Here is a 24,793-nt window from a genome sequence, read left to right on the forward strand (position 1 = left end):
ATGAGGTTTGCCAGCGAACCGCTGATGACGGTTTTGAGATTTTCAGGTGGGGAGGCTTCCGGATCACGGAGGCACGGCCCATTACCTCGTAAAACAAAGCCCACGGCACGCCGTGGGCTTTATTGGCAGTCAGTCAGGCAACGCCTTACTGAGGCGAAACTTCGGTTTTAGGTTTGCCAAAGTGCCACTGGTAAACCACGAACTTGAAGTTCTTCAGGTCGCCCTTGGCGTCGTAGCTCAGGTCGCCAGTCGGAGTCTTGAAGGTGCCAGCGTGAATGGCTGCGGCCACTTTGGCGGTGTCTTCGCTCTTCGCTGCCTTGATGCCTTCAGCGATGACTTCGACTGCCGAGTAGGCCGGGAACACGAACGGGCCGGTCGGGTCCTGTTTCTTGGCGGCGAATGCGTCAACCAGTGCCTTGTTGGCCGGATCCTGGTCGAAAGACTTCGGCAGGGTCACCAGCAGGCCTTCGGAAGCGTCCTGGGCGATCTGCGAGATGGATTCGTTGCCGACGCCTTCTGGCCCCATGAACTTGGCGTTCAGGCCTTTTTCCTTGGCTTGACGCAGGATCAGGCCCAGTTCCGGGTGGTAGCCGCCGTAGTAGACGAAGTCGACGTTGGCTTGCTTGAGTTTCTGGATGATCGAGGAGAAGTCCTTGTCGCCGGCGTTCAGGCCTTCGAACACGGCAACCTTGACGCCTTTGCCTTCGAGGGTTTTCTTCACGGCGGTGGCGATGCCTTCACCGTATTGCTGTTTGTCGTGCAGAACGGCAACGATTTTCGGCTTTACGTGATCGGCGATGTAGTTACCGGCGGCAGGGCCTTGGGCGCTGTCGAGGCCGATGGTGCGGAACACCATTTTGTAGCCACGGTTAGTGATGTCCGGGCTGGTGGCGGCCGGGGTGATCATGATCACGCCTTCGTCTTCGTAGATGTCCGAAGCCGGTTGAGTGGAGCTGGAGCAGAGGTGGCCGACCACGAACTTGACGCCGTCGTTGACCACTTTGTTGGCAACGGCAACGGCCTGTTTAGGGTCGCAGGCGTCATCGTATTCCTTGGCTTCGAGCATCTTGCCGTCAACACCGCCTTTGGCGTTGATCTGCTCGATGGCCATTTTAGCGCCGATGAACTGCATGTCACCGTACTGGGTCACTGGACCGGTTTTAGGGCCGGCGATGCCGATCTTGATGGTGTCAGCTGCGAACGAATGGCTGGCAACCCCGGCCAGAACCATAGCGGCAAACAGTTTGGAAATCTGCTTAGTAGCCTTATTCATAGTGCTCCACTCTTACTGTTGTAGTTTTTATAGTCCTGGCAGCCTGAGCCACAGAACCGGATCGATATCTTGGATATCCCCCGGAAATGCCCCCGGCAACTGTACCGGTACAGTGTAGAGCGCCGGTTGTTCGCTTGGAAAGCTGGCGCTCAGGGGCAAAACCTGAGGGTGTCGCATTTTTGAACGAAAAAGACAGAATTGCGGCGGGATTTTGGCTGCGTAGCGACCTGATTCAGCGGCTATCCTTGCTTTCCTGCAGTTCTCGATCAATGACTCTATTGCATCCGGGTTTTTCTGCCAGAGCGCCGACGTTATGATTGCGCCGATTTCAATTCCGGACAGGGCCCATGACTCAAGAACCTAGCACCCTCTATGCCAAGCTGCTTGGTGAAACCGCATCTATTACCTGGAAGGAACTCGAACCGTTCTTCGCCAAGGGTGCCCTATTGTGGGTCGATCCCGACCTGGATTTGATCGCTGCCGCCGAGGCAGTTGCCCAGGACGAAGGCGAGAAAGTGGCTGCCTGGCTGGCCGCCGACAAACTCGCCAAGCTCTCTGAAACGCGGGCGCTGGATCTTTTCGAGCGTGATCCGGAGTTGTGGGCAGTGGTCGTTTCGCCGTGGATTCTGATCCAGGAAAGGGCGCAGGCCTGAAGTGGTGCACCGATTTGGTGCTGATGACGCTCGGGTAAAAGTGTGTAGCCGAGTAGCGTGATGGCAGGTTGCCGTAGAGAAATGCCACAGGCAGGCGGGGGGAAGGTTACGTAAACGTAACGGGAACAGTTTAATAAGCAGCCGAATGGCTGCTTAATTGTTTCTGATTGTTTGAAAAAAAGGATCGCAGCCTGCAGCAGCTCCTACGGGCTGCGATCTTTTAGGGGGCTACGCCATTACGCCGTCTTGCCCGTATGGTTATTCAGCGAAATGACCTTGGTCTTGCCAATGCGGTGGCGGTAGATCTCGCGCAGGTACTTGATGGCCTTTTTCACGCAATCGCGCGACAGGCGGATGTCGTTGATCGAGACGAATTTGTCTTTGTCGTTGATCAGCTCGCGGTACTTCTTCTCGTACATCGGCTTGATCGCGTACCAGTTGGTGTCGAGGATCTTCGCCGGGTTTTCGAACTCGTTGAGCAGCTCGTCGATTTTCGCCTCGTCGAAGTCTTCATGAATGATGAAGTCGAGGATCGAATTGTCCAGCGTTTCGTCGAAACGGTACGGGTTGCGGGCGAAGCAGCGCTTGATGAACGCCACGATCAAGGTCAGGAAATCGTCTGACAGGCACGGGCTCTTGGCGATCAGGGTGGTCAGCGAAAGGTTGGCCGAGGCGCCGATCACCAGCGCATAACGCTTGAGCGTGGTGTTGGGGAACAGGCTGTTGAGGTGGGTCTTCAACCGGTTCAGGTCCATGTAGGACAGTTTGTAATCCTTGGGCAGCGATACGATCGACACCACCGACGAGCAATTCTTGAAGAAGTGCAGGTCATGCAGCGCGGCAGCGTCGTAACCCGAGTTCTTGTATTGCTCCAGCGATGCGCGATAACGCTTGGACTCGATCGGCAACAGGCTGATGCCTTCGATGGCCTGGGTCACTTTGTTGAAGTGCGGCAGGTCGATGGAGCGGAAGAACAGGTCGTCGATGTTCAGGCGCTGCGGCTCTTTGTCGAACACCTTGAACTTGTCGCTGCTCGGTGCCGGTTGCTCTGGCACCACCGACTCGGCGTAGGCAATCGCCACCGGCCCGGCCAGACTCATGAACAGGTCATTGGCGTCCAGGCGAATGGTTTCGCCGATATCGATGCCGGCCCGGCGGAAATAGTTCTGATCGTAGTCGGTGGTGACCGCCTGGGCTGTCAGAATGTTGAAGATTTGCTGCGAGATGTACTGGTTGGCGTGCTTTTCCATGGCATTGACATCAATGTTCTGGATATTGCCGTCATCGTTCTCTTCGGCGTAACGCATGATGTCGTTGGAGATCAGCATCATCGCGTTCCATGGGCGGATGCGGCCCATGACGCTGGCTTCGCTGCTGTCTTCGTTGGCGAAGTTGTACGAGAAATCCCATTCTTCCGACAGGTACTTGCACAACAGGCGGCCGGCGTTGATGTGCAGCGCTTCAGACATTTCGCTGCGGTGATCGGAAATGTTCGGCAGTACGCAAATGCCGCTGGTGAAGATCGGCTCGAAAACGAAGGAGTGGCCGCTCTTGCTGTCGTGTTCGTCCACCGGTTTGGTGTCGAACGTCTTGTTCATGTACGAGTGTTGCTGGGCCAGCCCGAACTCCGAGGCCATGCCCGAACCGGTACCGCCGCCGGCGCTGAAGATCGAGAAGTACAGGCGCGACTGGTTGGCCTTGATGCCGCAGCTGTCGATCAGGTACGAGTGGATCATCTTCCAGTCGGGGCTGGAGAAACGCTGGGTGTCCTTGTTCAGGATGATCTTCGCCAGGTACTGGCCGAGGATCGGCGCGTTACCGGCGCCACCGGCGTGGACTTCCGAGAGGTCCATGATCTTCATTTTGCTGTAGTCGCGCAGGAAGCCGCTTTTTTCGCCCTTGCGCGAGAAACGGATACGTCCGGCGATGTCTTTGTCGAGGTCGCCGAGCATCACCAGTGGTTCGACCAGGAACACCGGTTTGGTGGCCTTGCCGACACCCAGTTTGAGGTTGTTACGAATCCATTGCGCAGGGCTGTAGCCCTTTTCAGCATAGGGCTTGTCTTCGTTGTTGAACTCGTTGAGGTAGAACTTGCGGGCGTTGTACACCAGCTCCGCAACGTCCAGCGCAATGTTCGATCCGCAGCGACCCAGACCGATCAGGCACACCGAAGGGAATTCCTGCTGATGCAGTTCGTGGGCGTCTTCCAGGTGCGGCGGCTTGGGGAACACCAGATCGCGCAGGCCATCGAGGTTGTCGAGGATGCGATCGGTGTTGGTCTCGGTAAAGTACAGGTACTGCTGGGTCGCAAGCGGGCGCGAGCTGGTCAATGGCTTCGGGACTGAGGGTTTATCCGTGGCGGCGGTGAGCGTCAGTTCGGATACCGCTGGGGCAGGATTATTTTTAGAAGTCATTGTGCGCCATGTGCCTGGACTGGTTGGTTCGGTGGCGAGATGTCATCAAGCCATCACGAATAAAGAACTCGCGACTTTACAGCGCGATATTGTCCCCAGCGATAGGGCTTTACCTGAGCGTCGCTAGGGGGAATCCTTTCCTGAGTCATGATGAATCGGCCAAAATTTGGCGATCTTTAATCGAACGGAGGCAATTTGATGGCAGCGTTACCTTCTTTGGCGTTTGCCGGTATTGGCTTGATGGGTTTACCAATGTGTCGGCGTTTGTTGGCAGCGGGATATCCACTGACCGTCTGGAACCGCAACCCCGACAAGTGCGCGCCCTTGGTCGAGGCCGGAGCGCGACAAGTGGCCACACCTGCCGAGCTGTGTCAGCACGCCGATCTGGTGATGTTGTGCCTGGCCAATACCGAGGTGGTACGCGAGGTCGTGTTCGGTGCTGCGGGCGTGGCATCCGGTGCGAAAACCGGTCAGTTGCTGGTGGATTTTTCCAGCCTGGAGCCCACCGCGACGCGGGAAATGGCTGCCGAACTGGTCAGTCGTACGGGCATGGGCTGGGTGGATGCGCCGGTGTCTGGTGGTGTGGCGGGGGCCGAGGCCGCAAGCCTGGCGATCATGGTGGGTGGTGAGTCAGCCGATGTCGAACGCGTACGCCCGGTGTTGTCGAGTCTTGGCCAATGGGTCACGCACATGGGCGCGGTCGGCGCAGGGCAGGTGACCAAGGCCTGCAATCAGATGATCGTTGCCTGCAATGCGTTGGTGATCGCTGAAGTGGTGGCGTTGGCTGAACGTTCAGGCGTGGATGCGAGCCTGTTGGCCGAAGCATTGAGCGGCGGGTTTGCCGACTCTAAACCCTTGCAGATACTTGCCCCGCAAATGGCCGAGAGCCGTTTCGAACCCATAAAGTGGCATGTTCGAACGCTGCTCAAGGACCTGGATGGCGCCGTGAAGTTTTCCCGCGAGCAAGGCTCCGCGATGCCGATCAGTGGACTGGCCGCGCAGTTGATGCGTCTGCATGCAGGTCAGGGCTTTCTGGAAAAAGATCCCGCGACACTAATCCATCTATACCGCGAGCCAGACTCAAAGGATTGATGGCGAGTGCGTGTTTGCGCTGGTTGATCTCGTTCAGTACCGGACGTAATTCAGCCAGCGGCACCGGGCGGCTCAACAAGTAACCCTGAACAAAGTCGCAACCGAAACGTTCGAGAAACTGGTACTGCTCCAGGGTTTCGACCCCTTCGGTGACCACTTGCAAATGCAGGGTGTGGGCCATGACGATAATGGCCTGGACGATCTCCATGTCCTGAGTGGCCTTGGGGATGTCCTGGATAAACGAACGGTCGATTTTCAGGGTGTTCAGCGGCAGGCGCTTGAGGTAGGCCAGCGACGAATAACCGGTGCCGAAGTCGTCGATCGACAACGAAACACCGAGCGCCCGAATCTTGCGCAGTAGCACCAGCGTATTGGCAATATTGCCCATCAGTGCGTTTTCCGTGACCTCCAGCTCCAGCCTCTGCGGTGAGACGCCGGCTGCTCGCAGCGCACTTTCGACTTCTTCGGCGAGCTCTTCGCGAGCGAGATTGAGAGGTGAGCAGTTCACGGAGATTTTCAACGACTCGCAGCCGTGCCTGGACAGCTCGCTCAGGTCTGCGCAGGCTTTGCGCAGCACCCAGTTGTCGAGTTCGGCGATCAAGCCATTGGCTTCGGCAATCGCGATGAAACGATCAGGGGCGAGCAAGCCGTGTATCGGGTGCTGCCAGCGAATCAGCGCTTCCAGTTTGGTGACCTGGCCGCTTTTGAGGTCATAGATCGGCTGGTAATAAAGCATCAATCCGTCTTCGTCGCGTAAGGCATTGCGCAGTTCTTCTTCGAGCTGCAGCGCCATCGTCGCCTTGGTTTTCAGGTTGGAGCTGAAGAAGTGCAGGCCGTTTCGGCCGTTGCCCTTGGATTGGTACAGCGCCAGGTCGGCGTGTTTCAGCAGTTCCTCGCAGGTTTTGCCGTCGTCAGGGAACACGCTGATACCGATGCTGGTGGTCATGACCATGCGCCTGCCGGCCAACTCGATCGGCTCCTTCATCTTTTGCATGATGCGCTGGGCCATGTGCCGTGCTTCGTCGCGCTCACGCAGGTTGATCAGAATGCAGAACTCATCGCCGCCAAACCGCGCGACCACATCATCGTGGCTGCGGGTCGAGCTTTTGATGTGGCTGGCGAGCACTTTCAACAGTTCGTCACCGGCGTCATGACCGAGGCTGTCGTTGATCCGCTTGAAGTGATCGATGTCCAGAAACATCACCGCCAGCATGCCGCCATGGGTGCTTTTCTCGATGAGCTTTTCGGCGAAGATCTGATTGAAGCCGCGGCGGTTGATCAGGTTGGTCAGGGGGTCGTAGTGCGCCACTTGTTGCAGCGACATGCGCGCCTGATCCAGTTGACTGAGCAGCGCGTTGACCCGGCGCAGGTCATGGTCCTTGTGCTGCAGTTTTTTGTCGGCGAGGGCGGCGCTGATGCTGCTGCCGATGACCACCAGCGCGATCAGCGCAATTGTCAGTGCCAGTTGCAGGTGGTCGTTGTCGACCGACAGTTGCATGGGGACTCCGGTCGGCAACACCAGGCTCATGGACTGCATGCCGGTGAAGTGCATGCTCACGATGCCGGCGCCGAGTACCAGGCTGGCGGTGTATTTGAGTACTTGATGAGCGATGCCGCCGCCGTTGCGCAGACCATGCGACAGCAGCAAGGCAATGGCGCTGGCACCGATGGCAATCAGGACCGACAGGCCGAACACGATTGGCTGGTAGTGGGCCACGGCGTTCGAGCGCATTGCCGTCATTCCCACGTAATGCATGGTGGCGATGCCCAGTCCGATGCAAATCGAGGTTTGCACGTATTGCCGCACGTTAAGTTGAGCATTGCTCAGGGTGTTCATCGCTACAAAGGCTGCAATAAAGGCGATCAACAGGGAAAGCAGGGTGGCCGGCAAGTCGTAATGGATGTCGATGGGGGCCTGGAACGCCAGCATGCTGATGAAGTGCATGGCCCAGATACCGCCCGACAGGCAGCAGGCACCGACCCAGCGCCAGAGCCGTTGAGAGGCAGGATTTTCGGCATTACCGACGCGTTCGGCCATGTCCAGCGTGGCGAAGCTGGCTGCACAGGCAACCAGATAGGCCAGTAGCACCAGAAAGGGGTTATGAGTGCAATTGAGGACGACTTGCCCGCTGCTCTCTGGCAGCTCGGTAATGAAATGCAAACCAGGCCACTCCATAGCATGCCCCGCCTTTGAGTCATTCTCTGCCGGCGCCATGAACGCTGGCGAATGTCTGGAGTATAGAGGCCGTGCACAGAGCACAAGAAATAGTGGCACATTGGCACTAATGATTTTGCAATAAGCCGGGGAGCGCTTAGACATAAATTGTCACGCGCGCGGCTTTGGCTGTCATGAGCGGGTATCAGCCTGACGAATAATGACAGACAGCAAACATGGCGCTGACTAGATTGCGGGTACCGGGCTGGAGTGTTGTCGGCAGTGAAGCCCTCATAACAATAAAAGAGACGGACCCATGCAGAACTCGACCCAAGCGGCGAATGCCTGGCGCATTCTGTTCCTGCTGTTTCTGGCCAATCTGTTCAACTTCTTCGATCGTACGATCCCGGCGATCATCATCGAGCCAATCCGCATGGAATGGCACCTCAGCGACTTTCAACTGGGGATCATCGGTACTGCATTCACGATCATTTATGCCATTGCCGGTCTGCCGTTAGGGCGACTGGCGGACACCGGTTCGCGCAGCAAACTGATGGGCTGGGGCTTGGCGGTCTGGAGCGGGTTGACCGCAGTCAACGGCCTGGTGGGGAGTTTCTGGAGTTTCCTAATCGTGCGCATGGGGGTCGGCATCGGTGAAGCCAGCTATGCGCCGGCCGCCAATTCGCTGATCGGTGATTTGTTCCCGGCACACCGTCGGGCGCGGGCCATGGGGATCTTCATGCTCGGTTTGCCGCTGGGCCTGTTGCTGGCGTTCTTCACCATCGGCGCGATGGTCAAGGCGTTCGACAGCTGGCGTGCACCATTCTTTATCGCGGCGATCCCGGGTTTGATCCTGGCGATCTTCATGTTCTTCATCAAGGAACCCCAGCGCGGCGCGGCGGAAACCGTGCGCGTGTCCCAGGAGCGGGTGGATCGGCCGATTCGCCGGGTGCTGGCGATTCCAACGTTCCTCTGGCTGGTGATGGCGGGGCTGTGTTTCAACTTCGCCACCTATGCCTGTAACTCGTTTCTGGTGCCGATGTTGCAGCGCTACTTTCAGATGCCATTGCAGCAAGCGGCGGTGGCGACCGGGGTGATCGTCGGTGTGACCGGCTTGTTCGGCCTGACGCTGGGCGGCTGGGTGGCTGACAAGATTCACCAGCGGGTGGCCAACGGTCGGCTGCTGTTTGCTGCGTTCAGCCTGATCATCTCGACCCTATGCACGGCCTGGGCACTGCATGCAGGACGGATTGAAATCGGTGTGTTCGTCGCCGTGTTCAGCGTCGGCTGGTTGTTTGCCTACAACTTCTATACCTGCGTTTACACGGCTATTCAGGATGTGGTCGAACCGCGTTTGCGCGCCACGGCGATGGCGTTGTTTTTTGCCGGACTCTACCTGTTGGGCGGTGGCTTGGGGCCGGTGGTGGTCGGCGCTTTGTCCGATCACTTTGCCCATAGCGCAATGCTGGCGGCCGGCGCCGAGCAAATGAACGAGGCCTTCAAGGCGGCAGGGCTGCATGACGCGATGTACCTGATTCCGGTGGCGTTGTTTTCGACCATGGTGTTTCTGTTCCTGGCTTCGCGGTGTTTTGTGCGGGATGCCAAGCGGATGAAGGAAGGGTTGATGGCGGTGGTTGAGCCGGGGATTGCGGTGGCAACAGCTTAAGATCTTGCAGGTCTTCAGAAAACAAAAAGGCCCGCATCGCTGCGGGCCTTTTGTTTTTACCGGGGGAGAGGAGGGATTACCCCGCCACCAGCACCCGGATCGCTTCCAGTCGCAGTGCCGCTTTGTCGAGCATGGCCAGGCCTTGCTCGCGCTGCTGGCGCAGGGCAACCAGTTCGCTGTCGCGCACGGTCGGGTTGACCGCTTGCAGGGCGGTCAGGCGCGCCAGCTCTTCTTCGGTGTCGGCGGCCAGGCGGCGTTGCGCTTCGGCTACACGTTCGGCGTGGCGCGGAGTGATCTTCTCTTCACCGGCATTGATGCGCGGTGTCAGTTGATCACGCTGGGCCTGGACGAACTTGTTGGCGCTGGCGCGAGGCACGCTTTCGAGCTGGTCGTTGAGGGTTTCGAACGAGACGCGGCCCGACAGGTCGTTGCCGTTGGCATCGAGCAGGCAGCGCAACGCCGCCGGCGGCAGGTAACGGCCCAGTTGCAGCGAGCGCGGGGCAACCACTTCGCTGACATAGAGCAGTTCCAGCAACACGGTGCCAGGCTTGAGCGCCTTGTTCTTGATCAGCGCCACGGCGGTGTTGCCCATCGAACCGGACAGCACCAGGTCCATGCCGCCCTGAACCATCGGGTGCTCCCAGGTGATGAATTGCATGTCTTCGCGAGACAGCGCCTGGTTGCGGTCGTAGGTGATGGTCACGCCTTCGTCGTCACCCAGCGGGAAGCTGGCGTCGAGCATTTTTTCGCTCGGCTTGAGGATCAGCGCGTTTTCCGAATGGTCTTCGCTGTCGATGCCGAATGCGTCGAACAGGGTTTCCATGTAGATCGGCAGGGCGAACTGATCGTCTTGCTCAAGAATCGCCTCAACCAGCGCGTCACCTTCGCCAGCGCCACCGGAGTTGAGTTCCAGCAGGCGGTCACGGCCGCTGTGCAACTCGGCTTCGAGGTTTTCACGGGTGGTGCGGGCTTCGTCGATCAGCGCTTGCCACTCGCCGTCATCGGCATTTTCCAGCAGCGGCAGCAGGCGCGGGCCGAACTGATGCTGCAAGGCGTTGCCGGTCGGGCAGGTGTTGAGGAACGCATTCAGCGCTTCGTGATACCACTGGAACAGGCGCTCTTGCGGGCTGGTTTCCAGGTACGGCACGTGCAGTTCGATGACGTGCTTCTGACCGATCCGGTCGAGACGCCCGATCCGCTGTTCCAGCAGGTCCGGGTGCGATGGCAGGTCGAACAGCACCAGGTGGTGGGAGAACTGGAAGTTGCGACCTTCACTGCCGATTTCCGAACAGATCAGTACCTGGGCACCGAATTCTTCGTCAGCGAAGTAAGCCGCCGCGCGGTCACGTTCGAGGATGTTCATGCCTTCGTGGAACACCGTGGCCGGAATGCCGGAACGTACGCGCAGGGCGTCTTCCAGGTCCATCGCGGTTTCGGCGTGGGCACAGATCACCAGCACTTTGGTGCGCTTGAGCATTTTCAGCTGGTCGATCAGCCATTCGACCCGTGGGTCGAAGCGCCACCAGCGTTGTTCTTCATCTATATCCGGCTGAGCCTGGAAGCTGACTTCCGGATACAGCTCGGCGTGTTCGCCCAGCGGCAGTTCGAGGTATTCGTCCGGGCACGGCAGCGGGTACGGGTGCAGTTTGCGTTCCGGGAAGCCTTGTACCGCGGCGCGGGTGTTGCGGAACAGCACGCGGCCAGTGCCGTGGCGGTCCAGCAATTCGCGGACCAGACGGGCGCTGGCCTCGGCGTCGCCAGCGTTGACGGCAGTCAGTAGCGCTTCGCCTTCGTCACCGAGGAAACCCTGGATGGTTTTGTGTGCGGCCGGGGACAAGCGCCCCTGGTCCATCAGCTCCTGAACGGCTTCGGCCACCGGGCGATAGTTTTCGCTCTCGGCGCGGAAGGCTTTCAGGTCATGGAAACGGTTTGGATCGAGCAGGCGCAGGCGCGCGAAGTGGCTGTCCTGACCCAATTGCTCCGGGGTCGCGGTCAGCAGCAGCACACCGGGGATGGTTTCCGCGAGTTGCTCGACCAGCGAATACTCAGGGCTGACCTGATCTTCGTGCCACACCAGGTGGTGCGCTTCGTCGACCACCAGCAGGTCCCAGCCGGCAGCGAACAACGCGTCCTGGGCCTTTTCGTCGTCCACCAGCCATTCCAGAGCGACCAGTGCGAGCTGGGTGTCTTCAAACGGGTTGCCGGCATCGCTTTCGATGAAGCGTTCTTCGTCGAACAGCGCGACTTGCAGGTTGAAACGACGGCGCATCTCCACCAGCCATTGGTGCTGGAGGTTTTCCGGTACCAGGATCAGCACGCGGTTGGCGCGGCCCGAGAGCAGTTGGCGATGGATCACCAGACCGGCTTCGATGGTTTTACCCAGACCTACTTCGTCCGCCAACAAAACCCGCGGCGCAATACGGTCAGCAACTTCACGGGCGATGTGCAATTGGTGAGCGATCGGCTGCGCACGCACGCCACCCAGGCCCCAGAGCGAGGATTGCAACTGGCGGCTGGTATGTTCCAGGGTGTGGTAACGCAGAGAGAACCAGGCCAGTGGGTCGATCTGCCCGGCGAACAAACGGTCGCTGGCCAGACGGAACTGGATGAAGTTCGATAGTTGGGTCTCAGGCAGCGTCACCACTTCGTTCTGCGCGTTGAGCCCGTGATAGACCAGCAGGCCGTCGACGTCGTCGACTTCGCGCACGGTCATTTTCCAGCCTTCGAAGTGAGTGATCATGTCACCCGGCGAAAACCTCACGCGAGTGAGGGGCGCATTCCGTAGCGCGTACTGGCGAGTGTCGCCAGTGGCCGGATAGAGCACGGTCAGCAAGCGACCGTCCTGTGCCAGAACGGTGCCTAGACCTAGCTCGGCTTCGCTGTCACTAATCCAGCGTTGCCCCGGTTGATACTGCTGCGCCATGCTGCCTGACTCCCGCCTTGAAAAAGCCGACTATATTAACGGATGCGGGTCCCGAGGCCAAAGGGTTACTCGCGTAGGAGCGGCCGAAGGTTCGGGCCGCGTTGGCTCGCAAGTTTGCGACCGTTGGCTCAAGTCGCCGACTCAGCAGCCGACAGCCTGCTGTCAGGAGACTAATAACCATGCTGCCACCGATGCTCCCCTTGAGTGCCGTGCCGATTACTTCCCAGCAGGATCCGATTCGCCAGCGGCCGGATATTCCGCCGGTGGTGCCGGTGGAGGCGAGCTCCAGCGAAAGTACGATCGACCTGCACAAGCGCCATGCCGAAGAGTCGGCGCAGTTGTTGCGCGAAGAGCAGCGGCGTCAGCAAGCGCGCGACAAGCGTCGCCGCGAAGCCGAAGAGGACCCTGAAGAGCACTTGGCTGTGCCGGGTGACGAGTTGAACGCCGACAATACGGTGCCCGTTGTCCCGCTGATAGACGATCAGCCGCGCCAGGGATTGTGGGTCGATGTCGAGGTCTGACGCTTACTCACTTTTTGTTGCGCTGTGATGTTGCTGGCGACTGGTCAGCGCCGGCTATTGGCCGCATTATTGGCAAACCCTGAGCGGGCAGGGTGACAGTAGTCACTTTGCTACGCCTGTATTGACCTTGAAGATGTAAGCCACGCCATGAGCCAAGATGACAAGCTGATTGACCTCAACACCGAGCGTGCCAAGCGCGTGCATGACCTTAATGAAAAGCGCCTGAACGAAGTGCGCCAGGCTTTCGAGCAGGCCATGCCTTTGGGTAAAGCGAAGAAAAAGCCGAAAAACAAACCGAAAAAGCGTTGATCCTCCCTGTTTCCATTGATGCAGGTCAGTTATTTCCCTTCCTTTTACGCCCGGTCTTGGGCGGCATTGATCCCGGTCAATTTTCTTCTGCGCCCGATTGGGTAACTTAGCCCCATCGCAACAGGGCAAGTGCAGGAGGCCAGTCATGTTTTTCGATAATGTGGTGATTGCCGGAGTGCTGACAGTTGGCCTCATGGTTCTGTTTTTTGCCGGGTTTGGATTTTTTATCTGGAAAGACGCACATAAGCGTAAAAAGCCTTAGGTCTTTCTGGAAGCACGAGCACGCAAGGCATTTTGGGCGACTTCGGTCGCCCTTTTTTTTTGCCTGCGGTTTTTTGTGGAGTCAGCGCTTGCAGGTGTACATATCCGTTGCTGCGGTAACGGCCGCTTAGGGTTTCGCCCTTACGGCGCCTCACTTTTCCAAACGCCGGGGTGCCGGCCCAGCGAAAAGTAAGCAAAAGTCTTCGCCCCAAGCGTACGGCACCTCGCCTAGGCTCGGCGTCCCCTTGCTCCGGTGTCCATCAGGGGGCATCGCCTACGGTCTGCTTCGCGACGACCTCCTCTCGATGTGTCCGGCTACGCCGTACGGCGCTACGCGCCCACCCCCTGATGAACACCTCCACTCGGCCTTCCGAAGGGGCGGGTGGATCAAGATCAACAGCCACAGCACGGCGGCCTGACAGCCGGCCTGAGTGGTTGGGGTGTGTGGGGTTTGAGATCGTTCCCCACGCTCTGCGTGGGAATGTCGCCCGGGACGCTCCGCGTCCCTTCACGGACATGGAAACGATCATCAAATTCTTGCAAATCCTGCAGGCACAAAAAAAGCGCGACCTCCAGGAGGGCGCGCCTTTTTTGTACGGCGTGTGTCCCGTCCTGAATAAGGTTTACACCTTCTGATCTATTTTCAGGAGGGAATAATGGAATCAGCAAAAAGGCGTAGTCAGCGAGACTACACGCTGACTTTTAAATTGTCGGTCGTCGACCAGGTCGAAAAAGGCGAGCTGAGTTATAAAGAGGCTCAGGAGCGCTACGGGATTCAAGGCAAAACGACCGTTCTGACGTGGTTACGCAAGCACGGTCGGCAAGATTGGAGCCCAGGCACATACATTGGCTCGCCGAGGATGGGGTCTATGCCCGACAAAAACCGACCATTAACGCCAGAGCAACGCATCAAAGAGCTTGAAGAGCAGCTAGCTCTGTCCAATCAGAAAGCGCAGTTTTTCGAAGCTGTCGTGGATGTCTTGAAGAATGACTACGGCCTTTCTGTCATAAAAAAGCGTCCCGGCAAGTCCTCGCGCAAAAGCGAGTCCAAAACCTGAGTATCAGCAGGGCTTGCCAGTTCATGGGGATAAGCCGACAGGCTTACTACAAACGCAATCGCGCCGATGCTGCTCGTCTCGTTCTGGACCAGAAAGTTGCCGACTTCGTTCAGCAAAAGCGTCAGCGGCAGCCGCGCTTGGGCACCCGAAAGCTGCATTACTTGCTGCATTGCCAGCCTCAACTTGAGCTGCAAGTGGGTCGAGATCGGCTGTTTTCGATTCTGCGCGAAAGGCGTTTATTGGTGGTCCGCAAGCGGGCCTATCACAAAACGACCGACAGCCATCATCGCTTTCGACGCCATCCGAACCTGCTCAAGCCCGGTCCTGATCAGGTTGTTGCAAGCGGCCCGGAACAAGTCTGGGTGGCGGACATCACCTATTTGCCAACTCAGGAAGGCGTGGCCTATCTAAGCCTTGTGACGGATGCTTTTTCGCGAAAGATCGTGGGCTATCACGTCCATGAAAGCCTGCACGCCGAGTCGGTAGCGCATGCGCTGCGCCGGGCGGTGAAACGCCGTCGAACGGAGCAGTCGCTGGTCCACCACTCGGATAGAGGCAGCCAGTATTGCTCGGGAATGTACCAGGAACTGCACGCGAAACACGGCATCCGGTGTTCTATGACGGACGGCTATGACTGCTACCAAAATGCATTGGCAGAGCGGGTCAACGGGATATTAAAGACAGAGCTTATGCTCCAGCGACCGCAGGATTTGACGCAGGCGAAGAAGATGGTGAGTGAGTCGGTATCGATCTATAACGGCGAGCGACCGCACTTGTCTTTGAAATACAAAACGCCCGATGCGGTGCATCGGGCGTTGAAGTGAAACAGGTGTAAACCTATTTCAGGACTAGACAGCGGTAGATCAGCTGCCGAGTGCCTTCGATGCCAGCCAGAACAGGCCGGCCGACAGGGCCACCGTTGCTGGCAGGGTCAGGACCCAGGCCAGCAGGATGGTTTTCACGGTGCCGCCTTGCAGGCCGCTTTTGTTGGCGATCATGGTCCCGGCCACACCCGAAGACAGCACGTGGGTGGTCGATACCGGCAGGCTGAAGATGTTCGCCAGGCCGATCATGCCCGCCGTGGTGATTTGTGCCGACATGCCTTGAGCGTAAGTCATGCCTTGCTTGCCGATTTTCTCGCCGATGGTCAGTACCACGCGTTTCCAGCCAACCATCGTACCCAGGCCGAGTGCCAGGGCGACCGCCAGAATCACCCAGAACGGGGCATATTCGGTGGTGGTGGTCAGGTCTTTGCGCAGTTTGTCCAGGTCAGCCTTTTCGCGGGCATCGAGGCCAGGCAACTTGCCGACCTTTTTCGCCGTATCGTCCAGGCAGAGCAGGTAGCGACGCACTTCAATGCGGCTTTCTTGCGACAGCGAGTGGTAGTCCGCTACACCCTTGAGCGTGCCGAGCAGGGCGGTGATGGTCGGTTCGGTCTGTTGCGGGTTGCAGCGGAATTTCTCCGGCAAATCGCCATCCAGGCTTTTGCCCAAGGCCAGGAACTCGCCCAGGGTATCGGCATTACGCTTATAGAACTGGCTCAGGTGCAGGGTCGCATCGCGAGTCCGCTCGATCTGGTAGGTGGTGCTGCTCAGGTCGAGTACGAACTGGGCCGGCACGATACCGATCAATACCAGCATGATCAGGCCGATGCCTTTCTGGCCATCGTTGGAGCCGTGAACAAAGCTGACAGCCATTGCCGAGATCACCAGAACCAGGCGGTTCCAGAACGGCGGGTGTTTCTTGTCGTCAAGTTTGCGGCGTTGGTCCGGTGTCTTGTGCATCTTGGACAGGGGACGCCACCATTTCAGGCCAACCAGCACCAGCGCGGCTACCAGGAAACCGGCTAATGGCGAGAACACCAGCGAGGCGCCGATATCGATCGCTTTCTGCCAGTTGACACCGTCAGCCAATGGAATGTCGTTGATCAGGGCGTTCGCCAGACCCACACCGAGGATCGAACCGATCAAGGTATGGGAGCTTGAGGCCGGGATACCGAAGTACCAGGTCCCCAGGTTCCAGGTGATGGCCGCAGCGAGCAACGAGAACACCATCGCCAACCCGTGGCCGGTATTCACATTGATCAGCAGTTCCACCGGCAACAGGTGGACGATGGCATACGCCACGCCAACGCCGCCCAGCAATACGCCGAGGAAATTGAACACACCGGAAAAGAACACTGCCAGATGAGGCGGCATGGCTTTGGTGTAGATAACAGTGGCAACCGCGTTAGCGGTGTCATGAAAGCCGTTGATGAACTCGAAGGCGAGGACAAAGGCCAGGGCGAGCAAGAGGCTCACAAGCACCCAAGCATCCAGTCCGCTGAATAAATCGATCATGAAGGTTTTCTGACCCGGTCATAAGGGGGCGCGATTATGCCAGAAAACCCTGCTAATCAATGCACTTGCTGCTCATCGGTTACATTCTTCAACGAATTAGTGTGTAACAAGGCCCTAAGTCCCAGCGTTGCCGTAGGTTTTTCAAGCCTTTGATTTCATTGGGTGTTGTGGCGCACGCCAGCATTTCAGCGACTTCGATGGGAGGCCGAACGGGGTGTGTGAAATATCTGTAAGGAGGGCCAGCCAAGCGCCAATAACCTCATCCGGTAGGAGTGAGGTGGCAATCGCCGGCTTTTAGCAGGCGCGATATGGGACGCCATTTCATTCAGCGTGTAGCTGAAGGTGACGCAGGCCCTGAAAACTCAAACCTTCGCGATTATGGCTCTTCGGCTTTGAGTTCCTTTTCCATCTTCTGCAGTTCCTGGGTAAAGGCCTGATCGAGGATGCTGGCGCGTTTACGCCAAGGTTTGCGTTCCGGGTCGGGCTGAGCGGCGTAGGTGGTGACTTCCCCGCCGTAAACTTCCTTGTAACGTTGTTCCTGGCGCTCAAGTTCCGCGCGCAGTTCTTCTTTCGTCACAGTGTTACCTAATTGAGTTGAGATAAATTCTGGTGATACGCACTGCATTCGTTGTGTCGGTCACACGCCTCTCAAGCAGAGTGTCCGGGAAGACACCCATTGCGAAAGCGTTGTGCTTGACAGCTTCCTTCGTGCAGGCGGCCACGGCACCAGAGTAGAACCACTGACGTAGCATCAGTTTCTTTGTTTTTTGCAAACGCATGGGTCGGGCATTCGAAATGAGCGTCAGGCGTTTGCCAGCAGGAAGCAGGGTTGAAACCTCGCGCTGCCTGAGTGATTGGATCCCGTAGTTGCCAACAAGCACGGTCATCACTGAGTTGCATTATAGCGACCGATTGGCAGAACACTATCTCGAATAACTTAAAAGTGCTTCGTTCTGTGAATTTGTGTTGTTACCCGCAAGTCGTGTGTGCAGTGCACTTTGGGGCAACGTCTTTAACAAGCCCATTTCCTGGCGCCATTAAGTCGTACAAGTTGAGTGGATTAGAACGTGGTTGTTATTCAGTGTCAGCTAAAGTGTCAAAATCTGTAATGAACGGTTCCCGGTCTTATCGGAAAATGTACCGCAGGCCTTATGCCATTGGGTCGTGCGTCGGTTGATTGCGATTATCGATTAATGGTTCGATAATCGCCCAACCTTGGCTGCCGATGCTTGTACACAAGCTCCGGAGCAGCTTGTAATAGCTATCGAACTCTGGGGAATGACCTGAAATGAACGATCAATTGCGCAATTCCTTTGCTTCAGTGGCGCCGCCGATCGTTGCTTCGCCGGCCAAGCGGATTCAGGCATTCACTGGCGATCCGGACTTCATGACTTCCCTGGCCCGCGGCCTGGCGGTGGTGCAAGCCTTCCAGGAGCGCAAGCGGCATCTGACCATCGCGCAAATCAGCCACCGTACGGAAATACCCCGCGCTGCCGTACGCCGTTGCCTGCATACGCTGATCAAGCTCGGCTACGCAACCACCGATGGCCGAACCTATTCGCTGCTGCCCAAAGTCCTGACCCTTGGCCATGCCTATCTGTCCTCGACGCCGCTGGCGGTATCGGCCCAGCCTTATCTGGACCGCATGAGCGAACAACTGCACGAGGCGTGCAACATGGCCACGCTGGAGGGGGATGACATCTTGTATATCGCCCGTTCGGCCACGACCCAGCGTTTGATCTCGGTCGATCTGTCGGTGGGCGGGCGTTTGCCGGCTTACTGCACCTCCATGGGGCGGATTCTTCTGGCCGCGCTGGACGATGCATCGCTGCACGATTACCTCGAACATGCCGAATTGCAGGCCAAGACCAGCCGCACCCTGCATACGCGCGAGTCATTGCTTGAATGTCTTCAGGAAGTTCGGCAGCAAGGCTGGTGCATTGTCGATCAGGAACTCGAGCAAGGCCTGCGCTCGATTGCCGTTCCGGTGTACGACGCTTCCGGTCAGGTGCTGGCTGCGCTGAATGTCAGTACACACGCTGGACGGGTCAGTCGCAATGAACTGGAGCAGCGCTTTTTGCCCGGGTTGTTGAGTGCCAGCCGTGAGTTGAGTGCCCAGCTGTTTGCGTAAGCTGTTCGGTAAACGCACAGAGTCGCGTTTGGCGAATTGACGCTGTTTCCCTTGCCTCATTAATGTCGCGGCAGCGTCATCCGCTGCTGTTGGCCACTGCTCCTGGCACCGGAAGACGACCGAATAATAATGAAGAGGCGATTGCCTGCGCGTATTCGCCTGCGCTTCTTGCCTGGGATAAAAATAATGAACCAGCCTCAATCCGCTGTCGGGAACTGCCTCGATGTGCAGTCCTTTATCAATGCCCAACCGCTGTCGCGCTATCAATGGCGGGTGGTGATCCTGTGTTTCCTGATTGTGTTTCTAGATGGCCTGGACACCGCGGCCATGGGTTTTATCGCACCGGCGCTGTCCCAGGATTGGGGGATCGACCGCGCCAGCCTCGGCCCGGTGATGAGTGCCGCGCTGATCGGCATGGTCTTCGGCGCGCTGGGCTCAGGACCGCTGGCTGACCGTTTTGGACGAAAAATCGTACTGGTCGGCGCGGTACTGTTATTCGGCGCCTTCAGTCTGGCCTCGGCCTACAGCACGAATGTCGAGCAACTGCTGGTGCTGCGTTTCCTGACCGGGCTTGGCCTGGGCGCCGGCATGCCGAACGCCACCACGCTGCTGTCGGAGTACACCCCGGAGCGCAAAAAATCCCTGCTGGTAACCAGCATGTTCTGCGGCTTCAACCTGGGCATGGCCGGTGGCGGTTTCATCTCGGCCAAGCTGATCCCGGCGTTTGGCTGGCACAGCCTGTTGCTGATTGGCGGGGTTCTGCCGCTGATTCTCGGCGTGGTGCTGTTGCTGTGGCTGCCGGAGTCAGCGCGTTACCTGGTAGTGCGCAATCGCGGCACCGACAAAGTGCGCAAGGCGCTGGCGCCGATTGATCCGGCGACTATCGCCCAGGCGTCGAGTTTCAGCGTACCCGAACAAAAAACCGTGAAGGCCCGCAATGTGTTCGCGGTGATTTTCTCCGGCACTTACAGCACCGGCACGTTATTGCTGTGGCTGACCTATTTCATGGGGCTGGTCATCGTCTACCTGTTGACCAGTTGGCTGCCGACCCTGATGCGTGACAGCGGCGCGAGCATGGAGCAGGCGGCCTTCATTGGTGCGCTGTTCCAGTTTGGCGGCGTGCTGAGTGCAGTGGCGGTGGGCTGGGCGATGGACCGGTTCAATCCGCACAAGGTGATCGGTACTTTCTACTTGTTGGCCGGGGTGTTTGCCTACGCGGTAGGGCAAAGCCTGGGCAACATCACACTGCTGGCAACGTTAGTGCTGGTCGCCGGGATGTGCGTCAACGGCGCGCAATCGGCGATGCCGTCGCTGGCGGCGCGCTTCTATCCAACTCAAGGTCGGGCCACGGGCGTGTCGTGGATGCTCGGGATTGGCCGTTTCGGTGCGATTCTCGGCGCCTGGATGGGGGCGACGTTGTTGGGCCTGGGCTGGAATTTCGAACAGGTGCTGACGGCATTGGTGATTCCGGCGGCGTTGGCCACCACGGCGGTGGTGATCAAAGGCATGGTCAGCCATGCGGATGCGACTTGAGCAGAGTTTTTTGTTGAAGGTGCCGGCCTCTTCGCGGGCAAGCCGTGCTCCTACAGGATTTCAGTCGTTTACAAATGGCGTGATCAACGTCCCGTCGTAGGAGCAAGGCTTGCCCGCGATGCTTTTCGGTAGCGCAATGGGAACGATAGGGAGGCAACAATCTGTTCGATAAGCGAACACTTAGTCGATTATCGGATTGTTTGGGGTTTTTCGGCGGCTTAATCTTCAGTCATTCCGGCGCTGCTCATCGCGCTTTGTCCTCCACATCGGTTTACTGATAATCGGGAGTCCAACCCCATGGCTGAAATCCTTTCGCTGCACGACGCGGTGAAGCAATTCGTCAACGACGGCGATACCGTCGCACTTGAAGGCTTCACGCACTTGATTCCGACCGCAGCGGGTCATGAAATCATTCGTCAGGGCAAGAAAGATCTGACGCTGGTGCGCATGACTCCTGATCTGGTCTACGACCAATTGATCGGTGCCGGTTGCGCTCGCAAGCTGATTTTCTCCTGGGGCGGTAACCCGGGTGTAGGCTCCCTGCACCGTCTGCGTGATGCCGTCGAGAAACAGTGGCCGCACGCGCTGGAAATCGAAGAGCACAGCCACGCCGACCTGGCCAATGCCTACGTTGCGGGCGCTTCCGGCCTGCCGTTCGCAGTGCTGCGGGCCTACGCCGGTTCCGACTTGCCGAAGGTCAACCCGTTGATCAAAAGCGTGACCTGCCCGTTCACCGGTGAAGTGCTGGCGGCGGTGCCGTCGGTGCGCCCGGACGTCACGGTAATCCACGCGCAAAAGGCCGATCGCAAGGGCAACGTCTTGCTCTGGGGCATTCTTGGCGTGCAGAAGGAAGCCGCATTGGCCGCCAAGCGCTGCATTGTCACCGTTGAAGAAATTGTCGACGACCTGAAGGCGCCGATGAACGCCTGCGTCTTGCCGACCTGGGCCTTGAGCGCGGTTTGCCATGTGCCCGGCGGCGCGCATCCGTCCTACGCCCATGGTTACACCGAACGCGACAACCGCTTCTATCAGGCCTGGGACCCGATTGCCCGCGACCGTGAAACCTTCACCGCGTGGATCAACGAATACATCCACGGCAGTGCTGACTTCAGTGAATTCCAGGCCAAGCTGGCTAAAGCGTCGGAGGCTCAATAATGGCTTACTCCACCAACGAAATGATGACTGTCGCCGCCGCTCGCCGCCTGAAGAATGGCTCAGTGTGCTTCGTCGGCATCGGCCTGCCGTCGAAAGCGGCCAACCTGGCGCGTCTGACTTCCTCTCCAGATGTAGTCCTGATCTATGAATCGGGTCCGATCGGTGCCAAGCCGACGGTATTGCCGCTGTCGATCGGTGACGGCGAGCTGGCGGAAACTGCCGACACCGTTGTTCCGACCGGTGAGATTTTTCGCTACTGGTTGCAAGGCGGGCGCATTGACGTCGGTTTTCTCGGTGCTGCTCAGGTCGACCGTTTTGGCAACATCAACACCACCGTGGTTGGCGATTACCATCAGCCGAAAGTCCGCTTGCCGGGTGCTGGCGGTGCGCCGGAGATTGCCGGCTCGGCGAAAAGCGTGTTGATCATCCTTAAACAGTCGGCTCGTTCGTTTGTCGACAAACTCGACTTTATTACCTCCGTCGGCCATGGCGAAGGCGGTGACTCGCGCAAGCGTCTCGGCCTGCCGGGCGCCGGTCCCGTGGGGATCATTACTGACCTGTGCATCATGGAACCGGAAGCCGGTAGCAATGAATTCGTGGTCACCGCGCTGCACCCGGGCGTGACCCGCGAGCAAGTGATCGCCGCCACTGGTTGGGCTGTCCGCTTTGCCGATCAGGTGGAGCACACCGCCGAACCGACCGACATCGAATTGGCTGCGCTGCGTGATCTTGAAGCGCGTACTGCTGCCGCCCACGGCCAAGCACCGGGAGAAGCGTGATGCGCGAGGTTTATATCTGCGATGCGATTCGCACACCGATCGGCCGTTTTGGCGGTGGTTTGTCGACGGTTCGCGCTGACGATCTGGCTGCCGTGCCGATCAAGGCACTGATGGAGCGCAACCCGAGTGTCGATTGGAGCGCCGTGGACGAAGTGTTCCTCGGTTGCGCCAACCAGGCCGGCGAAGACAACCGCAACGTGGCGCGCATGGCATTGCTGCTGGCCGGGTTGCCGGACAGCATTCCCGGCGTGACCCTCAATCGTTTGTGTGCCTCGGGCATGGACGCCATCGGCACGGCGTTCCGGGCAATTGCCAGCGGTGAGATGGAGCTGGCGATTGCCGGCGGTGTCGAGTCGATGTCCCGCGCACCGTTCGTGATGGGCAAGGCCGATGCGGCGTTCTCGCGCAACATGAAACTGGAAGACACCACCATCGGCTGGCGCTTCATCAACCCGTTGATGAAGGCTCAATACGGCGTCGACGCGATGCCGCAGACGGCCGATAACGTGGCCGACGATTACGCGGTTTCCCGCGCCGATCAGGACGCTTTCGCACTGCGCAGTCAGCAACGTACAGCGGCCGCGCAAGCTGCCGGCTATTTCGCCGAAGAAATCGTCCCGGTGCGCATTGCCCACAAGAAGGGCGAAAGCGTGGTCGAGCAGGACGAACATCCGCGCGCTGACACCACTCTGGAAACCCTGAGCAAACTCAAACCGGTCAACGGCCCGGACAAAACCGTCACCGCTGGCAACGCCTCAGGCGTGAACGACGGTGCCGCGGCGCTGATTCTCGCGTCTGCCGAAGCGGTGAAAAAACACGGTCTGACCGCCCGCGCTCGGGTATTGGGCATGGCCAGCGCTGGTGTTGCGCCGCGAGTGATGGGCATCGGCCCGGTGCCGGCGGTGCGCAAGTTGACCGAACGGCTGGGCGTGGCGGTCAGCGATTTCGATGTGATCGAACTCAATGAAGCCTTTGCCAGCCAGGGCCTGGCGGTGTTGCGTGAACTCGGTCTGGCCGACGACGCAGCGCAGGTCAACCCGAACGGTGGCGCCATTGCGTTGGGTCATCCGTTGGGCATGAGTGGTGCGCGGCTGGTACTGACGGCGCTGCATCAGTTGGAAAAAACTGGCGGCAAGAAAGCGCTGGCGACCATGTGCGTTGGTGTTGGCCAAGGCCTGGCACTGGCCATCGAACGGGTCTGATGCGCCGCTGCGCTATCGAACAAGAAAAGAGGAGGTTTCATGACTGACAAGCCTGGTTACCGTCGCCCGCAAGCGGGCACCCAGCCGGAATATTTGCATCCGGCCTATCAATCGACCAATCGCCGTTCGCCGTCCAAGCCGTTGGTGTTTTTGCCTCACTCATTGTCGGAAATTACCGGCCCGACCATTGGCGCCGAGTCGCTGCAAGAGCGGGACAATGACCTGACCGCCCAGCATCAGGGCGCGCCATTGGGGGAGCGGATCATCATTCACGGCCGTGTGCTGGATGAGAACGGCCTGCCGGTGCCGGGGATTTTAGTGGAGATCTGGCAGGCCAACGCCGCTGGCCGCTACAACCATGACCGCGACCTGCATGACGCGCCGCTGGACCCGAACTTCACCGGCACCGGCCGCACCGTGACCGACGCCGATGGCTGGTATCAGTTCCAGACCATCAAGCCTGGCGCTTACCCGTGGGGCAACCACCACAACGCCTGGCGCCCGGCGCATATCCATTTCTCGCTGTTCGGGCCGAGCATTCTGACGCGCCTGGTGACGCAGATGTATTTCCCCGGTGATCCGTTGCTGGCCTACGACCCGATTTACAACTGCGTACCCGATACCAGCGCCAAAGAGCGCTTGATCGCCAGTTTCGACCTGGAAAAAACCATCCCGTCCTACGCCCTCGGTTATCGCTGGGATATCGTTTTGCGCGGCCGCGATGCCACGCCGATGGAGAAATAAGATGACGCTGAACGCGACGACGTCCCACACGGTCGGGCCGTATTACCACATCGGTCTGACCTGGTTGAACCGTGAAAACCTGACCGTTGAACAAACTCTCGGCGAGCGTGTGACGATCACCGGGCAAGTGGTCGATGGCAACGGCGATTTCGTCAACGACGCGATGCTGGAAGTCTGGCAGGCCAATGCCGCCGGCAAGTATGACCATCCAGAAGACGAGCAAGACAAACCGCTGGACCCGAACTTCGAAGGGTTTGGCCGAGTGCCGGTGGACGCAGAAGGGCGATTCCGTTTCACCACCATCAAACCGGGGACAGTGCCGGGGCTCAAGGGCAGCACCCAGGCGCCGCACCTGGTGGTGCTGGTGTTTGCCCGAGGCCTGGTCAAGCACTTGCTGACGCGAATCTATTTTGACGGCGAACTGGCCAACACCAGCGACCCGCTGCTGGCCTGCGTGCCTGAAGAGCGCCGCACGACCTTGATGGCGAAAGCCAATGGGACGGGCGCGTTGCAGTGGAACGTGATCCTGCAGGGCACCGATGCCGAGACGGTGTTTTTCGATTATTGAGTTCACCGCACTTTTGT

General features: G+C 58.7%; 20 protein-coding genes and 1 pseudogene. 14 read left to right on the forward strand and 7 right to left on the reverse strand.

Annotated elements, in window-relative coordinates:
- Positions 1 to 145 precede the first annotated feature (145 nt).
- On the reverse strand, positions 146 to 1,273 hold the full coding sequence (locus AABM55_RS06740; RefSeq protein ID WP_054596019.1) for a branched-chain amino acid ABC transporter substrate-binding protein: 1,128 nt from the start codon (positions 1,271 to 1,273) through the stop codon (positions 146 to 148).
- Between the two features lie 347 nt (positions 1,274 to 1,620).
- On the opposite strand from AABM55_RS06740, the gene AABM55_RS06745 reads away from it, so the two are divergent.
- Positions 1,621 to 1,926 carry a DUF2288 domain-containing protein gene (locus tag AABM55_RS06745; RefSeq protein ID WP_103315445.1) on the forward strand — a complete coding sequence of 102 codons (306 nt, stop codon included), beginning with the start codon at positions 1,621 to 1,623 and terminating at the stop codon, positions 1,924 to 1,926.
- Positions 1,927 to 2,162: 236 nt separating this feature from the next.
- Here AABM55_RS06745 and AABM55_RS06750 read toward each other — a convergent pair whose 3' ends face one another.
- The gene (locus AABM55_RS06750) at positions 2,163 to 4,340 is read right to left on the reverse strand and encodes a hypothetical protein (protein ID WP_054596021.1); all 2,178 of its coding nucleotides are present in this window, start codon (positions 4,338 to 4,340) and stop codon (positions 2,163 to 2,165) included.
- Positions 4,341 to 4,535: 195 nt separating this feature from the next.
- Between AABM55_RS06750 and AABM55_RS06755 the strand changes: the two genes are divergently transcribed.
- A complete protein-coding gene (locus AABM55_RS06755) occupies positions 4,536 to 5,432 on the forward strand; it encodes an NAD(P)-dependent oxidoreductase (RefSeq protein WP_347929133.1) in 897 nt (298 codons plus the stop codon).
- On the opposite strand, the gene AABM55_RS06760 is transcribed toward AABM55_RS06755, so the two are convergent.
- Positions 5,323 to 7,608 carry a bifunctional diguanylate cyclase/phosphodiesterase gene (locus AABM55_RS06760; protein WP_347929134.1) on the reverse strand — a complete coding sequence of 762 codons (2,286 nt, stop codon included), beginning with the start codon at positions 7,606 to 7,608 and terminating at the stop codon, positions 5,323 to 5,325. The genes AABM55_RS06755 and AABM55_RS06760 overlap by 110 nt on opposite strands.
- A 295-nt stretch (positions 7,609 to 7,903) precedes the next feature.
- Between AABM55_RS06760 and AABM55_RS06765 the strand changes: the two genes are divergently transcribed.
- The gene (locus AABM55_RS06765) at positions 7,904 to 9,253 is read left to right on the forward strand and encodes an MFS transporter (protein WP_347929135.1); all 1,350 of its coding nucleotides are present in this window, start codon (positions 7,904 to 7,906) and stop codon (positions 9,251 to 9,253) included.
- A 76-nt stretch (positions 9,254 to 9,329) separates the two neighbouring features.
- Here AABM55_RS06765 and rapA read toward each other — a convergent pair whose 3' ends face one another.
- A complete protein-coding gene (rapA, locus tag AABM55_RS06770) occupies positions 9,330 to 12,176 on the reverse strand; it encodes an RNA polymerase-associated protein RapA (protein ID WP_054596025.1) in 2,847 nt (948 codons plus the stop codon).
- 179 nt (positions 12,177 to 12,355) lie between these two features.
- Here rapA and AABM55_RS06775 point away from each other — a divergent pair, with 179 nt between their 5' ends.
- From AABM55_RS06775 to AABM55_RS06790, 4 genes and pseudogenes are all read left to right on the forward strand, one after another.
- Complete coding sequence (locus AABM55_RS06775; RefSeq protein WP_054596026.1) at positions 12,356 to 12,697, forward strand: hypothetical protein; 342 nt, start codon at positions 12,356 to 12,358, stop codon at positions 12,695 to 12,697.
- A gap of 147 nt (positions 12,698 to 12,844) precedes the next feature.
- Entirely contained in the window at positions 12,845 to 13,006 is a 162-nt protein-coding gene (locus AABM55_RS06780; protein WP_007906621.1) for a hypothetical protein, read from the forward strand.
- Between the two features lie 145 nt (positions 13,007 to 13,151).
- Positions 13,152 to 13,268, forward strand: coding sequence for a cytochrome c oxidase subunit CcoM (gene ccoM, locus AABM55_RS06785; protein WP_007926603.1), 117 nt, complete (start codon positions 13,152 to 13,154; stop codon positions 13,266 to 13,268).
- Between the two features lie 655 nt (positions 13,269 to 13,923).
- A pseudogene (locus AABM55_RS06790) lies at positions 13,924 to 15,177 on the forward strand (IS3 family transposase).
- Between the two features lie 11 nt (positions 15,178 to 15,188).
- Here the strand turns inward: AABM55_RS06790 and AABM55_RS06795 are convergent.
- From AABM55_RS06795 to AABM55_RS06805, 3 genes are all read right to left on the reverse strand, one after another.
- Positions 15,189 to 16,664, reverse strand: coding sequence for an inorganic phosphate transporter (locus AABM55_RS06795; protein WP_054596027.1), 1,476 nt, complete (start codon positions 16,662 to 16,664; stop codon positions 15,189 to 15,191).
- Between the two features lie 376 nt (positions 16,665 to 17,040).
- A complete protein-coding gene (locus AABM55_RS06800; RefSeq protein WP_019692194.1) occupies positions 17,041 to 17,241 on the reverse strand; it encodes a hypothetical protein in 201 nt (66 codons plus the stop codon).
- 4 nt (positions 17,242 to 17,245) lie between these two features.
- Complete coding sequence (locus AABM55_RS06805) at positions 17,246 to 17,551, reverse strand: hypothetical protein (protein ID WP_347929136.1); 306 nt, start codon at positions 17,549 to 17,551, stop codon at positions 17,246 to 17,248.
- A gap of 401 nt (positions 17,552 to 17,952) precedes the next feature.
- On the opposite strand from AABM55_RS06805, the gene pcaR reads away from it, so the two are divergent.
- The 7 genes from pcaR (at position 17,953) to pcaG (ending at position 24,776) form a co-directional block, all read left to right on the forward strand.
- The gene (gene pcaR / locus AABM55_RS06810) at positions 17,953 to 18,795 is read left to right on the forward strand and encodes a pca regulon transcriptional regulator PcaR (protein ID WP_054596029.1); all 843 of its coding nucleotides are present in this window, start codon (positions 17,953 to 17,955) and stop codon (positions 18,793 to 18,795) included.
- A 186-nt stretch (positions 18,796 to 18,981) separates the two neighbouring features.
- The gene (locus AABM55_RS06815) at positions 18,982 to 20,328 is read left to right on the forward strand and encodes an MFS transporter (protein ID WP_103315439.1); all 1,347 of its coding nucleotides are present in this window, start codon (positions 18,982 to 18,984) and stop codon (positions 20,326 to 20,328) included.
- Positions 20,329 to 20,625: 297 nt separating this feature from the next.
- Entirely contained in the window at positions 20,626 to 21,483 is an 858-nt protein-coding gene (locus AABM55_RS06820) for a CoA transferase subunit A (RefSeq protein ID WP_054596031.1), read from the forward strand.
- The gene (locus AABM55_RS06825; protein ID WP_187682509.1) at positions 21,480 to 22,262 is read left to right on the forward strand and encodes a CoA-transferase subunit beta; all 783 of its coding nucleotides are present in this window, start codon (positions 21,480 to 21,482) and stop codon (positions 22,260 to 22,262) included. The genes AABM55_RS06820 and AABM55_RS06825 overlap by 4 nt, the downstream gene beginning before the upstream one ends.
- The gene (gene pcaF, locus AABM55_RS06830) at positions 22,259 to 23,464 is read left to right on the forward strand and encodes a 3-oxoadipyl-CoA thiolase (protein ID WP_347929137.1); all 1,206 of its coding nucleotides are present in this window, start codon (positions 22,259 to 22,261) and stop codon (positions 23,462 to 23,464) included. The genes AABM55_RS06825 and pcaF overlap by 4 nt, the downstream gene beginning before the upstream one ends.
- 39 nt (positions 23,465 to 23,503) lie before the next feature.
- On the forward strand, positions 23,504 to 24,208 hold the full coding sequence (pcaH, locus tag AABM55_RS06835) for a protocatechuate 3,4-dioxygenase subunit beta (protein ID WP_054596034.1): 705 nt from the start codon (positions 23,504 to 23,506) through the stop codon (positions 24,206 to 24,208).
- Between the two features lies 1 nt (position 24,209).
- On the forward strand, positions 24,210 to 24,776 hold the full coding sequence (gene pcaG / locus AABM55_RS06840; RefSeq protein WP_347929138.1) for a protocatechuate 3,4-dioxygenase subunit alpha: 567 nt from the start codon (positions 24,210 to 24,212) through the stop codon (positions 24,774 to 24,776).
- Positions 24,777 to 24,793 lie beyond the last annotated feature (17 nt).

It is taken from the genome of Pseudomonas helvetica, assembly GCF_039908645.1.
Taxonomy (GTDB): Bacteria; Pseudomonadota; Gammaproteobacteria; order Pseudomonadales; family Pseudomonadaceae; genus Aquipseudomonas; species Aquipseudomonas helvetica.

Excerpts from the sequence above, each read along its gene's own strand:
- AABM55_RS06740 (WP_054596019.1), bottom strand. The coding sequence starts at position 1,273 with ATGAATAAGGCTACTAAGCAGATTTCCAAACTGTTTGCCGCTATGGTT.
- AABM55_RS06820 (WP_054596031.1), top strand. The coding sequence starts at position 20,626 with ATGGCTGAAATCCTTTCGCTGCACGACGCGGTGAAGCAATTCGTCAAC.
- AABM55_RS06760 (WP_347929134.1), bottom strand. The coding sequence starts at position 7,608 with ATGGAGTGGCCTGGTTTGCATTTCATTACCGAGCTGCCAGAGAGCAGC.
- pcaR (WP_054596029.1), top strand. The coding sequence starts at position 17,953 with ATGAACGATCAATTGCGCAATTCCTTTGCTTCAGTGGCGCCGCCGATC.
- pcaH (WP_054596034.1), top strand. The coding sequence starts at position 23,504 with ATGACTGACAAGCCTGGTTACCGTCGCCCGCAAGCGGGCACCCAGCCG.
- pcaG (WP_347929138.1), top strand. The coding sequence starts at position 24,210 with ATGACGCTGAACGCGACGACGTCCCACACGGTCGGGCCGTATTACCAC.
- ccoM (WP_007926603.1), top strand. The coding sequence starts at position 13,152 with ATGTTTTTCGATAATGTGGTGATTGCCGGAGTGCTGACAGTTGGCCTC.
- AABM55_RS06750 (WP_054596021.1), bottom strand. The coding sequence starts at position 4,340 with ATGACTTCTAAAAATAATCCTGCCCCAGCGGTATCCGAACTGACGCTC.
- AABM55_RS06795 (WP_054596027.1), bottom strand. The coding sequence starts at position 16,664 with ATGATCGATTTATTCAGCGGACTGGATGCTTGGGTGCTTGTGAGCCTC.
- AABM55_RS06815 (WP_103315439.1), top strand. The coding sequence starts at position 18,982 with ATGAACCAGCCTCAATCCGCTGTCGGGAACTGCCTCGATGTGCAGTCC.
- AABM55_RS06780 (WP_007906621.1), top strand. The coding sequence starts at position 12,845 with ATGAGCCAAGATGACAAGCTGATTGACCTCAACACCGAGCGTGCCAAG.
- AABM55_RS06805 (WP_347929136.1), bottom strand. The coding sequence starts at position 17,551 with ATGACCGTGCTTGTTGGCAACTACGGGATCCAATCACTCAGGCAGCGC.
- AABM55_RS06765 (WP_347929135.1), top strand. The coding sequence starts at position 7,904 with ATGCAGAACTCGACCCAAGCGGCGAATGCCTGGCGCATTCTGTTCCTG.
- AABM55_RS06745 (WP_103315445.1), top strand. The coding sequence starts at position 1,621 with ATGACTCAAGAACCTAGCACCCTCTATGCCAAGCTGCTTGGTGAAACC.
- AABM55_RS06775 (WP_054596026.1), top strand. The coding sequence starts at position 12,356 with ATGCTGCCACCGATGCTCCCCTTGAGTGCCGTGCCGATTACTTCCCAG.
- rapA (WP_054596025.1), bottom strand. The coding sequence starts at position 12,176 with ATGGCGCAGCAGTATCAACCGGGGCAACGCTGGATTAGTGACAGCGAA.